Source organism: Bacillus sp. YBsi01 (assembly GCF_038406745.1).
GTDB lineage: Bacteria > Bacillota > Bacilli > Bacillales > Bacillaceae > Bacillus > Bacillus siamensis.
In genome coordinates, this window is the sequence record NZ_CP151679.1 from 2,772,627 (window position 1) to 2,789,020 (window position 16,394).

At 49.3% G+C, this 16,394-nt stretch carries 13 protein-coding genes; 7 read left to right on the forward strand and 6 right to left on the reverse strand.

Annotated elements, in window-relative coordinates; genetic code table 11:
* The first annotated feature begins 226 nt into the window (after positions 1-226).
* The 6 genes from AADZ70_RS13935 (at position 227) to katX (ending at position 6,647) form a co-directional block, all read left to right on the forward strand.
* Complete coding sequence (locus AADZ70_RS13935; RefSeq protein ID WP_045925630.1) at positions 227-1,225, forward strand: iron ABC transporter permease; 999 nt, start codon at positions 227-229, stop codon at positions 1,223-1,225.
* Entirely contained in the window at positions 1,226-2,239 is a 1,014-nt protein-coding gene (locus tag AADZ70_RS13940; protein WP_047475966.1) for an iron ABC transporter permease, read from the forward strand.
* A gap of 16 nt (positions 2,240-2,255) precedes the next feature.
* Entirely contained in the window at positions 2,256-3,152 is an 897-nt protein-coding gene (locus tag AADZ70_RS13945) for an ABC transporter substrate-binding protein (protein WP_016937484.1), read from the forward strand.
* Between the two features lie 102 nt (positions 3,153-3,254).
* A complete protein-coding gene (locus AADZ70_RS13950; RefSeq protein WP_326123503.1) occupies positions 3,255-3,605 on the forward strand; it encodes a metalloregulator ArsR/SmtB family transcription factor in 351 nt (116 codons plus the stop codon).
* 13 nt (positions 3,606-3,618) lie between these two features.
* Entirely contained in the window at positions 3,619-4,917 is a 1,299-nt protein-coding gene (locus AADZ70_RS13955) for an arsenic transporter (protein WP_342007207.1), read from the forward strand.
* Between the two features lie 116 nt (positions 4,918-5,033).
* On the forward strand, positions 5,034-6,647 hold the full coding sequence (katX, locus tag AADZ70_RS13960) for a catalase KatX (protein ID WP_342007208.1): 1,614 nt from the start codon (positions 5,034-5,036) through the stop codon (positions 6,645-6,647).
* Positions 6,648-6,686: 39 nt separating this feature from the next.
* Here katX and AADZ70_RS13965 read toward each other — a convergent pair whose 3' ends face one another.
* The gene (locus AADZ70_RS13965; RefSeq protein ID WP_045925522.1) at positions 6,687-7,673 is read right to left on the reverse strand and encodes a choloylglycine hydrolase family protein; all 987 of its coding nucleotides are present in this window, start codon (positions 7,671-7,673) and stop codon (positions 6,687-6,689) included.
* A gap of 315 nt (positions 7,674-7,988) precedes the next feature.
* Here AADZ70_RS13965 and AADZ70_RS13970 point away from each other — a divergent pair, with 315 nt between their 5' ends.
* Positions 7,989-9,347: a cytosine permease gene (locus AADZ70_RS13970; RefSeq protein WP_342007209.1), complete on the forward strand. Its 1,359-nt coding sequence runs from the start codon at positions 7,989-7,991 to the stop codon at positions 9,345-9,347.
* Between the two features lie 13 nt (positions 9,348-9,360).
* Here the strand turns inward: AADZ70_RS13970 and AADZ70_RS13975 are convergent, their stop codons facing one another.
* From AADZ70_RS13975 to AADZ70_RS13995, 5 genes are all read right to left on the reverse strand, one after another.
* Complete coding sequence (locus AADZ70_RS13975) at positions 9,361-10,191, reverse strand: NAD(P)H-hydrate dehydratase (RefSeq protein WP_269774082.1); 831 nt, start codon at positions 10,189-10,191, stop codon at positions 9,361-9,363.
* A gap of 90 nt (positions 10,192-10,281) precedes the next feature.
* Positions 10,282-12,012: a thiol reductant ABC exporter subunit CydC gene (gene cydC / locus AADZ70_RS13980; protein WP_016937477.1), complete on the reverse strand. Its 1,731-nt coding sequence runs from the start codon at positions 12,010-12,012 to the stop codon at positions 10,282-10,284.
* Positions 12,009-13,712, reverse strand: a complete 1,704-nt coding sequence (gene cydD / locus AADZ70_RS13985) for a thiol reductant ABC exporter subunit CydD (protein WP_049627639.1) — start codon at positions 13,710-13,712, stop codon at positions 12,009-12,011. The genes cydC and cydD overlap by 4 nt, the downstream gene beginning before the upstream one ends.
* Complete coding sequence (cydB, locus tag AADZ70_RS13990) at positions 13,712-14,728, reverse strand: cytochrome d ubiquinol oxidase subunit II (RefSeq protein WP_016937475.1); 1,017 nt, start codon at positions 14,726-14,728, stop codon at positions 13,712-13,714. Before cydB ends, cydD begins: the two co-directional genes overlap by 1 nt.
* The gene (locus AADZ70_RS13995; protein WP_342007210.1) at positions 14,712-16,118 is read right to left on the reverse strand and encodes a cytochrome ubiquinol oxidase subunit I; all 1,407 of its coding nucleotides are present in this window, start codon (positions 16,116-16,118) and stop codon (positions 14,712-14,714) included. The genes cydB and AADZ70_RS13995 overlap by 17 nt, the downstream gene beginning before the upstream one ends.
* Between the last annotated feature and the right edge of the window lie 276 nt (positions 16,119-16,394).

Genomic DNA, 16,394 nt, shown 5'->3' on the forward strand with positions numbered 1-16,394 from the left:
TGATTATATTCAATTCCCTCTTTCACGTTTTTCACTTCTTTTTTACAATATAAACATGAAAGAAAAAAGGGCATCATTGTTGAACACTCTATTGCGTTTTGAAAATCGGCTGGTTATAATATGATGGTTCAAATGAAAATGATTCTCATGTTCAATAAATACCGGACAATGATCATAAAAGTAGGTGAATTGATTTTTGAGCGATTCTGTCACGTCCGCAAGCCGTCTGATCAGCATCTTAAAAAACGGGGTTTTCTTCCTGATCGCGGTAATCGGACTGCTTGTGTCTATTTTTTTCGCCGTCTCATTCGGCGCGAAAGACATTACTTTACATACGGTTTGGTCGGCGATTGCTGATTACAATCCAAACATGACGGGCCAGCAGATCATTCATGAATTGCGCCTTCCGAGAGTGCTCGGCGCGGCCGTTACAGGCGCCGCCTTTGCAGCAGCCGGCGCCCTCATGCAAGGTGTCACGAGAAACCCGCTTGCCGATTCGGGTGTCTTAGGCGTAAATGCAGGAGCCATGTTTGTTGTTGCGCTCAGCTTTGCTTTTTTCCCTCATTTGTCATACGCCCTGCTGATGGTGATGTCGTTTTTGGGCGCACTGGCAAGCACAGGCTTGATTTTCTTTATCAGCGCGGCGGGAAAAAGCAGCATGACACCTTTAAAAGTGACGCTTGCCGGGGCGGTTGTAGCCGCTCTATTACATTCACTCAGCACAGGTGTGGCGATTTATTACGATTTAAGCCAGGATTTGGCCTTCTGGTACGCCGGCGGGGTCTCAGGAATCAAGTGGGCTCATTTACAAGTCCTTGCTCCCGTGATTGCGGTCTTCATCATTCTCGCGACATTCATGGGCCGGTCCGTCACCCTTCTCTCAATGGGAAATGACGTTGCGGCGAATTTAGGGGTGAACACCGCTCTGACGCGAGCCGCGGGATTAATGATCGCCGTTGTTCTTGCCGGTGTGTCTGTTTCCGCTGCCGGTGCAATCGGCTTCGTCGGGCTGGTCATCCCCCATATCGCCCGCAAGATCGTCGGCGTTACGTACAGGCTGATTATTCCGATGTCCGCGTTGCTTGGGGCGATTCTTTTGATTTTGGCCGACTTGGCCTCGCGCACGGTCAGTCCCCCGAGAGAATTGGCAATAGGCATCATGGTCGCACTTGTCGGTGTCCCTTTCTTTCTTTATATTGCCCGCAAGGAAGGGAGAGAATTATAAATGAAGGTGCAGAAGGAAACCAAAAAAGCGGCGGCGGCAGGCCTCATTCTGCTGATCATCGCTATTTGCATTATTCTGATCGGGCTGCATACGGGCTCATTCCGGCTTTCTCCCTTTACGGTGGGAAAAACGCTGTTCGGATACGGCACGTTTCAAAGCACAACCGTTTTATTCGATTACCGGCTCCCCCGGATACTGGTGACGATGCTGGCCGGTATCGGCTTAGGCGTGTCGGGCGCTATTTTGCAGGGCGTGTCCCGGAATCCGCTTGCCGATCCGGGTATCCTTGGGCTTCATGCCGGGGCTTCGTTCGGTCTGATGATGTATATCACGTTCTTTCATTCACTCGAGGCGCAGGCGTCAATGTTCATCCCGTTATTTACGTTTGCGGGCGGAACCCTCGCCGCTCTGCTGATCGTAGTGCTCACGTACGACAGGCTGAACGGCTTTTTAACGATCCGCATGCTGTTAGTCGGGATCGCCGTTTCCGCGGGCTTCAGCGCCGTTACATTGTTTATGTCGCTGCGTCTGAATGAAGAAACCTATACATTCGCTTCCCGCTGGCTGGTAGGAAACGTCTGGGGCAGGGACTGGATTCATGTATGGTCGCTATTGCCCTGGATCGGCATTCTCGCACCGCTTGCATGGCTTAACGCCCGGTCTTTGAACATTTTAATGCTCGGTGACCAGGCCGCCGCAGGACTTGGCGCACACGTGCAGAGAAAAAGGATCATGCTGATCGCCATAGCGGTCGGCCTGTCTTGCGCGAGTGTGGCGATGGCCGGCGGAATCGGCTTTATCGGCTTTGCCGCCCCTCACTTGGCGAGACGGCTCGTCGGCACCATGCATCAGCATATCATCCCGATTGCGGGGTTAATCGGCCTTGTCATTCTTGTCGCGGCAGATACCATCGGCCGCTCTCTGTTTCAGCCGAACGCCATTCCGGCCGGGGTGGTTGCGGCAGCCATCGGCGCGCCGTATTTTCTCTATCTGGTTATGAAAATCAAAACATAAAACAAGGAGTCTTCTCATGAAAAAAATAATTGCCCTCGTCAGTTTCATGTGTATTTTTTTATTGGCAGCCTGCCAATCCGATTCAACACAGCCAGAGACAAAAAAGGCATCCGGTGATCATAAAATCGCTTCGATGTCCATTCACCTGACAAATGACCTGCTGGCTCTCGGCATTACACCGGCCGGTTCCGTCGTGGGCGGAGAATTAAAAGATTTTCTCCCTCATGTAAAAAATCAGCTGAAAGACACGAAAAAACTCGGCCCTGCCTCAGATCCGGATATGGAAGCGTTACTCGAACTGAACCCTGACAACATTTATCTTGATAAAGAATTTGCAGGAAAAGATGTGTCAAAATACAAGAAAATCGGAAACACACACGTTTTCGACCTTGATAAAGGCACTTGGCGCGATCATTTAAAAGACATCGGAAAAATCGTCAACCGTGAAAAAGAAGCGAAAACCTTTATTCAAGATTACGAAGATGAAACAAAACAAGTCAAATCTATGATCGATAAGGAATTAGGGAAAAACGCCAAAGTCATGGCGATCCGCGTGAATGCAAAAGAACTTCGCGTCTTCAGCACACGCCGCCCGATGGGTCCGATTCTGTTTGATGACCTGAAACTGAAGCCTGCTGACGGCATTAAAGACATGAACACCTCCCGCCCTTATGAGGTCATTTCTCAAGAAGTGCTGCCGGATTACAACGCAGATGCGATTTTCGTGGTCGTTAACAGAGACGACAAGTCACAGCAAGCTTTTAAAGAATTGCAAAAAAGCGCTGTATGGAAAGGGCTGAAGGCCGTGAAAGCAAACCACGTCTATAAGATTGCCGATCAGCCTTGGCTTGATTATTCGGCACTGGGAAATAAATTAGCAATGGATGAAGCGAAAAAGCTGTTCCAAAAATAAACATGAGCCGGTTTTGCAAAACGTGCAAAGCCGGCTTTTTTATATTGTTATTTACTTATATAAACAGATGCTTATATAATGATGTAAAAAAGGAGTGAGAGCATGCAACGGCAGCATAACGCCTTAAGTTCCGAAGCGGTCAGCCAATGCCTCAAACTTCTCAGCGACACGACAAGGCTTTTGATGCTGAAGTTTCTGAAGGAGAAAGAATACTGTGTCTGTGAGCTGACGGCCATTTTTGGCATGAGTCAGCCCGGCATCAGCCAGCACTTGCGGAAATTAAAGAACGCCGGGCTTGTGCGGGAAAGGCGGGAAGGCCAGTGGCGGTACTATGCCATTCATCCGTCCGGTCCGGAATACGCGCTGGTCCGCTCCATTCTGCAGCAGATAGATGAAAAAGACGGCGTTTTACAGACATTGCGGCAAAAAGAAGCCACTGTTTCATGCCGATAAGGAGGATATATTCTTGGGAATTGCGGTTTTATCAGCACTGATTTTTGTGCTGACACTTGTATTTGTCATTTGGCAGCCGAAACACATATCAATCGGCTGGTCTGCCTGCGGCGGAGCGGTCCTCGCTTTGATTGCGGGGGCAGTCAGCCTGCATGATATCGCGGAAGTGACGGGAATCGTCTGGAATGCGACACTTGCCTTTATCGCCATTATTATCATTTCATTGATTCTTGACAGCATCGGATTTTTTGAATGGGCCGCGCTGCATATGGCCATGGCGGCCAAAGGCAGCGGGCTGCGGATGTTTCTCTATGTTTCCGTCTTAGGGGCTGTGGTCTCCGCCCTGTTTGCCAATGACGGAGCGGCGCTCATTTTGACGCCGATCGTACTGGCGATGGTGCGGGCTTTAGATTTACCTGAAAAGCTGATTTTACCGTTTATTATCGCCGGAGGGTTCATCGCCGACACTACCTCGCTCCCGCTCGTGGTCAGCAATTTGGTCAATATCGTATCCGCGGATTACTTTCATATCGGATACATTGAATATGCATCACGTATGCTGGTGCCCAACCTCTTTTCTTTGGCGGCAAGCATTTTGGTGCTGTATCTCTATTTCAGAAAAAACATTCCGAAACGGTTTGACACCGGCCTTGTGAAACATCCTGCATCCGCCATTAAGGATGAGCGCCTTTTCCGGTTATCATGGGGTGTCCTGGCCGTTTTATTGATCGGGTATTTCGTCAGCGCGCTGCTGTCGATCCCTGTGTCCTTCGTTGCCGGCTCCATCGCGGTTATTTTTCTCATTCTGGCGCAGCGAAGCCCCGCCGTCCCTGCAAAACAAGTCATCAAGGACGCCCCGTGGGCCATCGTGTTTTTTTCTGTCGGCATGTATGTTGTCGTGTACGGCTTGCGGAATGCCGGACTGACGGATCTTCTTTCTCAGCTTATTCAGAAAGCGGCGGATCACGGACTGTTGGCGGGGACGCTCGGAATGGGTTTTATCGCTGCGGTTCTGTCCTCCGTTATGAATAACCTGCCGACGGTGATGATTGACGCCATAGCCATCAGCGGAACGGACGCTCACGGACTGATGAGAGAAGCATTGATTTACGCGAATGTTATCGGTTCGGACCTCGGGCCGAAAATCACGCCGATCGGGTCGCTGGCGACATTGTTATGGCTCCATGTGCTGAGCCGGAAAAACGTGAAAATTTCCTGGGGAATGTATTTCAAAACAGGTCTGATATTAACCGTTCCGACGTTATTCATCACCCTGATCGGGCTTTATTTATGGCTGTTATGGCTGGCCTGAGTATAGAACGGCGGATCTTTAACGCCGATTGCGGAATAACCTCTTCTTTTGAAAACCGGTTTTAAAAAATGGCTCTGCTGGGCATATTGATACCGTTCAAAAAGGAGGGTTCAGCAATGGAAAATAACAAAGACAGCGAAGAAGCGCTTTCCAGTAAGACGACCGGTAAAGGCGAGTCAGAAGACACGCTGACAAACCGGCAGGGCCATCCGGTCACTGACAACCAGAATGTCAGGACAGTCGGCAATAGAGGGCCGACGACATTGGAGAATTATGATTTTTTAGAGAAAATCAGCCACTTTGACCGTGAACGGATTCCGGAGCGCGTCGTTCACGCGCGCGGCGCCGGCGCACACGGATACTTTGAGGCATACGGAAGTTTTGGAGACGAGGAGATTTCAAAATACACAAGGGCGAAGGTGTTCCAAAAGAAAGGAACGAAAACACCGGCGTTTGTTCGCTTCTCAACCGTCAATCACGGAAAGCACTCGCCGGAAACACTGCGTGATCCCCGGGGTTTTGCCGTTAAGCTTTATACGGAAGACGGCAACTGGGATCTGGTCGGCAATAACTTGAAAATCTTTTTTATCCGTGATCCGCTGAAGTTTCCGGATCTTGTTCACGCATTTCAGCCTGATCCGGTTACGAACATACAGGACGGTGAGCGTATTTTCGACTTCATCTCCCAATCACCGGAAGCGACTCATATGATCACTTTCTTGTTTTCGCCATGGGGCATCCCGGCCAACTATCGGCAGATGCAGGGCTCAGGCGTCCATGCGTACAAATGGGTCAATGAAGAAGGAAAAGCCGTGCTCGTCAAATATCACTTTGAACCGAAACAGGGCATCCGCAACCTGACACAGAAGGAAGCGGAAGAGATTCAGGGGAAAAACTTTAACCATGCGACACAGGATTTGTATGACGCGATTGAAAAAGGCGATTATCCTGAGTGGGAAGTGTATGCGCAAATCATGAATGATGACGAGCATCCCGAACTGGATTTTGATCCGCTTGACCCGACAAAACTGTGGTATAAAGACGATTTTCCTTGGAAGCCGATCGGCAAATTGGTTCTGAACAAAAACCCGGAAAACTACCATGCGGAAGTGGAACAAGCCTCATTCGGAACGGGCGTGCTTGTGGACGGGCTTGATTTTTCAGATGACAAATTGCTTCAAGGGCGGACATTCGCCTATTCAGATACCCAGCGGTACCGCGTCGGCGCAAATTACCTGCAGCTTCCGATCAACTCGCCGAAAAAGCATGTCGCCACCAACCAGGAAGGCGGGCAAATGCAGTATCGGGTCGATCGGGCAGAAGGGCAAAACCCGCACGTCAACTATGAGCCGTCTATTATGGGCGGACTGAAAGAAGCGAAGCAGGATGGTAAAGACCATACGCCTCATGTCGAAGGAGACGTAAAGCGGGAAGCAATCGACCGGTCGAATAACTTCGGCCAAGCCGGAGAAACGTACCGCCGCTTTTCGGAATTTGAACGGAACGAATTGATCACAAACTTGGTCAATACGCTCTCTTCCTGCCGGAAAGACATTCAGGACCAAATGATTGAGAATTTCACAAAAGCTGATCCGGACTACGGTAAACGCGTGGCGGAAGGGCTGAAAAAAGCCTCCGAAAGCAACAGCGGCGGGCCGATCGGCACTACGGATGCGGCACAGGCCGCAAAGCAGGCTGAACGGGAAAGCCATCCGTCAGATCCGTATTAAACAAAAAAACAGGACAATCGCGTCCTGTTTTTTTTTGAGCTAATTAAGCTCCTGTATATTCTGCTCCGCCACAGCCGCAAATACTTTCGGCTCCGGACGGTCAAGATCTTCATGGAATAAACTTACTTTATGGATCTGCCGGTTGTCGTACAGATGAAAGTAATAGCTCCCCGTGTCACAGCACATGACGGACGTATACTGCGTATAATCAATTTCATTCTCCTCGGTGATCACCGCGCCTTTTGGAATATTCATATTGGACAGCACGTGAAAAGCGGCCGTAACGCCATCTGTTTCATGAGCGGCAGGCTCTAAATGCTCTTTCAGGTAAGCGGCCCTGATGAATCGGGATGGCGGCGTGTAGTCACCGGGAAGCCCGATCGTTCCAGATCCTTGGCCGAATGCGGTTAATGTCATTCCGCCCAATGTTTTGCTTTCTGACTGCTGCGGCCTGATTCCGATATAATGGCGCAGATTGGTCACATGCCAAGGAAATTCAGGACTGTTGGTCATCACTCCGGGTTTGTTGTCATAGACTTTCATACCTTCCGGCGTCGGCTCGATCACAATGCAGCCCCCCGTGCGGTCTGATAAAATCCAATGAAGGGGCAGCACCGTATCCAATAACATTAACTTCTTCTCTACAATTGTCAGTGAAGCGAGCTTTTCCTTTACGTCTTCAAGAGATTCACAGTTTGATAAGGCCCATGTGACGAACTCATGAGGAGCGATGTGGCACGTGCCCTCCCGTTCCGCTTTCTCGTATCCCGCAAAGCCCGGAAAATACAGCGTCGCACAAGACAGCCCTTTTTCATTCACGCCGTCGGCAAACAGAATATTGCCGAGATTTCTCCCCATGCCGATAAATGCGTATTTCGTCTTATGCAGCCTGCCGTCAGCTTCGCTTTTCCAGCTGTACTGACGAGGGTACAGCATGACGTCGGTGTCGAGCTGAAAAGCAAAATCCATCGTTCGCGCCAATAGGTGATTACCATCTGCCGTTTTCAATGTAAGACTTGTACACATATCATCAATCCCCTTTTCGTTTATGAAATTTACACAAAGTAAACTATTCTTAAAGCTTAGCGAATAATAGCTCCATTCGTCAAAAGATTGACACATTTCTCCTTCATACATATTAGTCCGTAAGCATCTCCATGCCTTTTAAACCCCGGTAAATCGTTTTGGCGGCAGTGTCTGTTCAGTTTCACAAAAAATCTCAGAACGGCTGTCAGCGAGGCTTTACAATGTTTTTCCTGTGTACTGGAATTTGTAAACGGTAAGTCAATCTGTTAAGCTATGACTTTATGTTAAAAGAAGACATACGGAGGAGATTATCTATTGAAAGTAGAAAGGCGAACGATTGAACATATTCCGCATCACGAAAGACACGGAAAGGCCAAAGATTTATTCCCCGTTTGGTTCGGGGCGAATATGCATATAACGACGTTAGTCACAGGCACACTGCCCGTTACAATGGGACTCGATCTCTTTTGGAGTATCGCCGCCATTATGATCGGAACCTTTATCGGCGCAATCTTTATGGCGTCTCATTCCGCACAAGGACCTCAGCTCGGAATTCCGCAAATGATTCAAAGCCGCGCGCAATTCGGCGTGATCGGAGCGATTCTGCCCCTCTTTTTGGTCATGTTTATCTACCTGGGCTTCTTTGCGAGCAGTACGATTCTCGCAGCCGGTACACTGAGCAGCTTTGTACCGATTCCGGCTTCATGGTGTATTATCGGCTTAAGCGCCATCTGTTTTTTACTCACGATCTACGGTCATGATCTGATTCACAAAATGCAGAAAATCCTCTCTTGGACCTCCTTTGCCGTTTTTTTTGCTGCAACGATTCTTATTTTTCAACTGCCGATTCCCTCAGGAAGCTGGGCGCCCGGCTCATTAGATCTGCCTGTTTTCTTAGTGGCGGTCAGCGCGGTGGCCACATGGCAGCTGGCATACGCGCCATATGTCGCAGATTATTCCCGTTATCTTCCGGTCAAAACACCGGCATCGCATACCTTTTGGTACAGCTACGCAGGTACGTCAGTCAGTTCTATCTGGATGATGCTTCTCGGCGCTATTTTGACGACGGCGCTCCCGGGATTCACTGCTAATGCCGGAAATGAAATTGTCCGATTGTTCGGCCCGTTTTCCTTTATTATGCTGATCATCGTCCTGTTCGGACAAATGGCGATCAACGTCTTTAATTTATACGGAGCCTTTATGTCAACCACGACCACCTTGGAGCCGTTTTTAAAACTGAAGGTGACGCCTAAAACGAGAGTGGTAATGATCCTTTATGTGACGGCAGCGGGTACTGTGTTAAGTCTTCTAGGCCAAAGCAATTTCATGGAACTGTTTTTAAATTTCATCTTTTTTATCAGTTATTTCTTAATTCCATGGACAGCGATCAACCTCGTGGATTACTATTTTGTCCGCCGCGGAAAATACCACGTCAAATCGATGTTTGACGTCAACGGACAATACGGCAGGGTCAACTGGATTACAGCGGCCGCATTCGTTTTGTCGATCATATTAGAAATCCCGTTTATCAATACGTCCTTTTACATCGGGCCGCTCGCTGAAATATTCGGCGGAGGCGACATCGCCTGGGTCGTCGGGCTGGCCGTTCCGTCGCTGTTGTATTATGTTCTGATGAAATCAAGGTTAAAACAAAAAGAGGCGCCTTCCCTATGAAGACGCCTTTTCTTTATTCATATTCCTTCCATACACGCGGCAGCAGTTCGGAAAGTTCGTGCGCCAATAAGGTATGTGCGGAGCGCTCTTCCGTCCATAACTCCGCACATTCGCCGTGAAGGCGGACGGCGTTCAATACGGCATGTTTCGGGTCTTGATGACAGCACAGCATACCGAGGATCATTCCCGTCAGCGTGTCGCCGGTCCCGCCTTTTGCAAGCGCACCGTTTCCGGTTGTATTCCGGCGGCACTCCCCGTCAGGAAAAGCGATAATGGTTTCGTTTCCTTTCAGGACAATCGTGACATGAAGCCGCTCCGCCCATTCCGCGGCATATGCCGCTCTGTTCTGCTGAATCTCTTGAATCGGAAGGCCTGTCATCCTTGAAAATTCGCCGGGGTGAGGCGTCAAGATCACCGGGGCTTTCCTTTCCGGATAGGTTCTTTTCGTTATGGCGCCCGCATCCAGTATGACGGGATAATCGGCAGAAAGCAGCTGGTCAGCCGCCTGCTGCACTTCGTCCGTTTGGGGAAGCCCCGGCCCGATGGCCGCGGCCCGGATGGTTTCTTCCGGCTGACCCGCCGCGGCTTTTTTCCACCCGTCCCGCCAGTACGTCGCTTCCGGCAGCACCGGGACAATGAGCGGGATGACGCCTGCCGATGTACCGATGACGAGCTTGCCGACACCGCTTCTCATCGCGCCCAAACCTGCAAGAAGGGCGGCTCCCGGCATGTCATCGCTTCCGGCCAGCAATAACGCCGTCCCGAACGTCCCCTTATGGCTGTCTGCCTCACGCTTTGGCAATGTATCTTTCACATCCCGTTCCGTCCAATCCAGTATGTTCATCTCTGTACCTCCTCTTCTGTCTCTTATTTATATTCCAAACAAGAAGAGATTTTAAACCGCACAAAAAAACAGCCGCACGTTTGCGGCTGTTTATGTTCTGATCGGAACATCAAGACGGTAAAGCTTCCGGTACCGTTCGTTTTCTGCAAGCAGCTCTTGATGGGTTCCTTCCATTTCTGCTTTTCCATTTTCTAAAAAGACAATCTTATCAGCTGTTTCCACACCTGCTAGATGGTGTGTAATCCAGAGAATCGTTTTCTCTTTAAAGACGTCAAAAATCGTATCAAGCAATTCGCGTTCAGTGACCGCATCAAGGCCGACCGTCGGTTCATCAAGAATAATGACCGGCGTATCCTGAAGCAGAATACGGGCAAGCGCGATCCGCTGCCGTTCCCCGCCTGAGAAACGAATCCCCGTCTCCTGCACGGACGTTTCATACCCGTCAGGCAGTGATTCAATATAGTCGTGCAGCTTCACTTGCCGCGCCGCACGCTTAACATCTTCATCACTCGCCTTGCCGTTTCCGAGCCGGATATTGTTCATAATGCTCGTATTAAAGAGATGAGGCTTCTGATTCAAAACGGCTACCGCTGAGGAAATCTGATCCTGTACGGCCGCAGTTTCCAGCCCGTTCAGTGTCACTTTGCCTGAATCGGGAACTAAGGCGCCTTCAATTAAAGCGAGAGAGGTCGACTTACCGGAGCCGCTCCTGCCGAGCAACGCCATTTTTTCACCCTGGCGGAGAGTGAAGGAAAAGCGGTCAAGCACATGACTGTGCTGATCATAAGAAAATGACACGTTATCAAACGCCAGTGTCACATCAGTGACATCCAGTTTCTCATCTGACTGCTTCACCTCACGCCCCCGCAGCTCCGGAGCCGCCTTACTCATTCTTCTGATCGAATCCTGATAAGAAGGTACTTCCGTCAGCGCATCCGAAAGGGGCAAAAACGCCTCCGTCAATGGAAATACAACAAGCACAAAGGCCGCGATCATCGTGTTGGCGATGCTGCCGTCCGCATACTGACCTGCCGTCCAGAACAGCATGATCAATATGAAGCCGCCGACAAGGCATTGTGCGGCGAGATCGCGCAGCCTCGTAAATCGCTGACGTTTGCTCTCGAGGTCAAACCATGCCTTTTCTTTCTCTTCATAAGAGGAAATAAAGGCGGCCTGACGTCCCGAGAACATCCAGTCGCTCACGCCGAGCACGGCATCTGTCAGCCGGCTGTAGAGCGTATTCCGTCCGCTTTTCAGCCTCATGTTTTTCGCTCTCGTCACAAGAAGCGACACAACCGGAAATAAGACAACCAATACAAACAGGTAAATCGCCGCAAGAGCGGCAAACGGCCAGGAAAAAAAGCCGAGCCCGATAACGGATGCCGCATAGAGCAGCAAAGCGGAAACCCCGGGGAAAATCGTTTTTAAAAACGCATCCTGCAAATGCTCAATATCCTCAGCCAAAATGCCGAGCATGTCGCCCGTCCGGAAACGGGAAGAGAGCATGAGAGAGGCCGGCTCCAGCAGATTGTAAAGCCGCACCCGCATGTCGGACACGATTTTCAAAATGATATGATGCCCCGTCAGACGCTCGGCATACCGGGAAACTGAACGGGCGATCCCGAAGGTGCGCACGGCCACAATCGGAACGTACACCAGCAGGATATTCTCAGGCCTAGTTGCTGACTTTGAGATCAAAAAACCGGAAGTAAACATGAGAAAGGCCGCCGAAAAAATCGTCACCGCGCCTAAAAAAATCACAAGAACAAACAAACGGGCATTTTGCTTAATATACGGCAGAATCCATTCTTCTTTCCTCATGTTCTTTCCCCCAGTTGCGCCTCTACAAGTTTGGCGTATACGCCTTGTTTCGCCATCAATTCGTCGTGGGTGCCGATTTCCGCCACTGCGCCGTCATCAAGCACGATAATTTCGTCCATTTCAAGCATCCAGTGAAGACGATGAGTGGCCAGAAAAACAAGCTTATTTTCAAACAGGTCTTTCATCGTTTCTTTTATTTCATACTCTGTTTCAATATCAAGGTGAGCGGTCGGCTCATCCAAAAGGAGAATCGGACGGTTTCCTAAAAAGGCTCTGGCCAGCGCGACACGCTGAGCCTGCCCTCCGCTGAGCGCCCGCCCGCCCTCACCGATCCGGCCGTCAAGACCGCCGGGCAGATCACGAATCAGTTCGGAAAGACCCGCCGAAGCAGCGGCCTGCGCCGTTTCCTCACGGGAAGCATCAGGATGATAAAACCGGATATTATTCAAAAGCGTGTCATCAAAAATGTACGGATGCTGCGGAATATAGAGCAGCTGCTTCTGCCAGCCGTCCGACTGCAGATGCGAGCGGGATTCACCGTTTACCTTGATTTCACCGGACGCAGGCTCTAAAAAGCCGCCCAGCACATCAATGAGAGTCGATTTTCCCGCGCCGCTTTCCCCGATAATCCCGATTTTTCTCTTCCCTTTAAAGGACAGATTAAATTCAGACATCGATTCACGGACGGACAAACGCGTAAGCTGTAATTCATCTCCGTCAGTCCACGTATCAAGCTCGAGCGGCTTTTCTTCTTTAAAACCGGGCTGCGCCAAAATCGCCTGAATGGTTTTTCCCGCTTCCTGCCCGTTTAATGTCGCGTGGTAATCATTTCCCACCTCGCGAACCGGGAGAAAGTATTCAGGCGCGAGAATCAGCGCGGTCAATGCCGGGCCGAGCAGAATCTGTCCGTCTATCAGCCGCAAGCCGAGGAACACCGCCACTGTCGCCACCGACAGCATCGTGAAGAAATCAAGGGCGAATGATGATAAAAACGCAACCCGGAGCGTGCTCATCGTCGCCTTGCGGTATCTCTCACTGACATGAAAAATATTTTTGCTGTGTGATTTGCTTAATCCTAAAAACCGCAATGTCTCCAGTCCGCGGAGCGAATCCACGAAATGATTGGAAAGCGTCTGATAGGACTTCCATTGGCGATCAGCTTTTTTCTGTGCGACAAGTCCGAGCAGGATCATAAATACAATCAAAATCGGAAGCGCAAGAATCAGAATCAAAGCCGATGTTTTATCCTGAAAAAACACGTAAATGACAACGGCAGCCGGCACGATCGCCATGCTGACCATTTTCGGCAGAAACAGCTCTAAGTAGCGGCGGAACTGGCTGATGCCTTCCATCGCCAGCGTCACCATCCGGCCTGTCCCCTCTTTTTTCGCAAAGCGGGGGCCGAGACGGAACAATTGCTCAAGAAATCTTTTTCTTAAGTCTGCGCCGGTTTGCGCGGCATATTGGTACACGATTTTCTGCCGGACCGTTGTCACCGCGTGCCGGACCAAAAACGCAAGCAGGAAAAAGCCGATAACCGGATAAAGAGAAGCAATCCGCTTCCCGTTAAATAATCCGGTTACCGCCTGGCTCAGCCATTCCGCCTGCAAGATAATGGCGGCCGTTTGTATGATCGTTAATCCCGTAATGATCGCAAGAATCCGCTTCATTCCTTTATAAAGAAACAGGTCTTTTCCCATTAATAAGTCATAGGCTCCTTATGGCTGACGCGTTTCCGGAAGACATAATAGCTCCAGATCTGACTGCCGATGACAAACGGCAGCAAAGTCAGTGCGACAATTGTCATGACTTTAAGTGAATAATCACCGGAAGACGCGTTAGCTACTGTTAAGTCATACGCGCTTTTCAGCGAGCTGACCATGACGCGCGGGAACAGGGAGATAAAAATCATCGCGACTGTCAAAGCGAGACCCGCGCCGGTCATACCGAATGCCCAGCCGTCTTTTTTCTTGCTCATGAACACAATGGCAAGAACGTTGCAGATGACAATCAGCACGAATATTGGAATCGTGATGTTTGCCCGGCGTGTAAACATATCCGTATCGTATGCAGACATCGCAAAGAAAGCAAGTACAACAAGAAAGATAACACCGATTACGCGTTTTGCCATTTTTCTCGCACGCTCTTGTAAATCACCGATCGTGCGCAAGGTGATAAACATTAAACCGTGCAGGAATGAAAGAAGGGTGACGGCTGCTCCGCCAAGAACGGAATACACGTTCACAATATCTGAAAAACCTGCGTGAATGTTCATGTGTCCGTCAATCGGCACACCGCGGAACAAGCTTGTAAAGATAAGGCCGAATAAAAACGGCGGGATAAGGCTTCCGAAGAAAATCACCCAGTCCCATGTTTTGACCCATTTCAGATTGTTCACTTGCCCGCGGAATTCAAATGCCACGCCGCGGCCCATCAAGGCAAGAAGAATGATGATAAACGGAATGTAATATCCGCTGAGCATCGTTGCATACCAGTTCGGGAATGCCGCGAAAATCGCTCCCGTACCTGTGATCAGCCACACCTCATTCGCATCCCAGAACGGGCCGATGGTGTTAACCAGCACTCTGCGTTCTAATTCATTATGGCCAAGAAATCGGGTCGAAATGCCGACACCGAAATCAAAACCTTCTAAAAAGAAAAATCCGACAAACAAAATCGAAACGAGTATAAACCAAAGATCATGAAGTGACCCCATGGTAGACCTCCTGACTGAACGGATCTGTTGATACAGGAACATCCTTGTGATCATCATGGTCCGCACCTTTTTTAATTTCACGAACGAATAGGAAAACAAGCAGCGCGCCTAAAATCAAGTACATGACGCCGAAGCTGATAATTGAAAACAGCAGAGATCCCGTCGTTACGTTAGGCGAAACGGATTGTGCGGTCGTCAATTGCCCCATGACCGTCCACGGCTGGCGACCGATTTCAGTCATAATCCATCCGGCAGAGTTCGCAATGAACGGGAATGCGATCAGTGCGATCATGCCCCGTAAATACCACTTGCTCGTATGAAGCTTTTTGCGGCGGTTCAGAATAAAGCCGGCAATCGCGGCAAAAATCATAAGCGCGCCTGCACCCGCCATAATGCGGAAGCTCCAGAACGTCGTTTTAACAGGCGGGATATAGTCGCCTTTTCCGTACGTTTTTTCGTATTCTTTTTGAAGAGTTTTCATCCCTTTAACACTGCCGCTGAACTTCTGATAAGCCAAGTAGCTGAGTGCGTAAGGAATTGAAATTTCTGATGTGTTTTTTTCTTTATTCGTATCAATGTTCGCAAAAGCCGTCCACGCGGCAGGATCACCGCTGTCATCCCAAAGCGCTTCACTGGCGGCCATTTTCATCGGCTGCGATTCCATTAAATGCTCAGCCTGCATATGTCCGCTGAACGCAACGCCGATACCGGCGATCAGACCGACAATCATAGAAAGCTTGAAAGATTTATGGAAGAAAGGCACTTCTTTTTTCTTCAATAATTTATATGCGCTGATACCGGCGATAAAGAAAGCACCAGTTGCAAGCGCCCCGAAAATAACGTGAGGGAATTCAACCCAAAGCTGAGGGTTTGTCAAAAGCGCCCCGAAATCATTCATTTCCGCGCGGCCGTTTTTAATCGCAAAGCCGACCGGCTCCTGCATGAATGAGTTTGCCGTCAAAATCCAGAAAGATGACATAATCGTCCCGAGGGATACAAGCCAAATGCAAAGCAAATGCACTTTTTTAGATAAACGGTCCCAGCCGAAAATCCATAATCCGATAAAAATAGATTCCATAAAGAACGCCAAAAGCGCTTCAACCGCAAGCGGAGCGCCAAATACGTCTCCGACAAAACGGGAATAATCAGACCAGTTCAATCCAAACTGGAATTCCTGAAGAATCCCTGTGACGACGCCGACAGCAAAGTTAATTAAAAAGAGATGTCCCCAAAATTTAGCCATTTTGAGATAGGTCTCTTGTTTTTTGACAACATAAAGCGTCTCCATCAAAGCAACCATAAACACAAGCCCGATAGACATAGGCACAAACAGGAAGTGAAACAATGTTGTAGATGCAAATTGTATGCGGGCTAAAACCAACTCACTCATGATGTTTTTCCTCCAATCTGGTAAATTGCTCAACATTTCACAAACAAGACAAAACCATTGCTCGGTATTTCACAAGAAATGATATATTTGCTCAACGTTTCACAAATTTGTCAAAACTAATGAATTATCAGCCTGCACTCCCTGGGGGGCAGCCGGCTGTCATAGAAATGATTCAATATCATTACTTTACAACGATTCCGCCTAAAAAAAAAGATCGATATACCTAAAAATAGGCTGAAATTGTGACCGATTAATGTCGAATTTGTAGAGATTTTA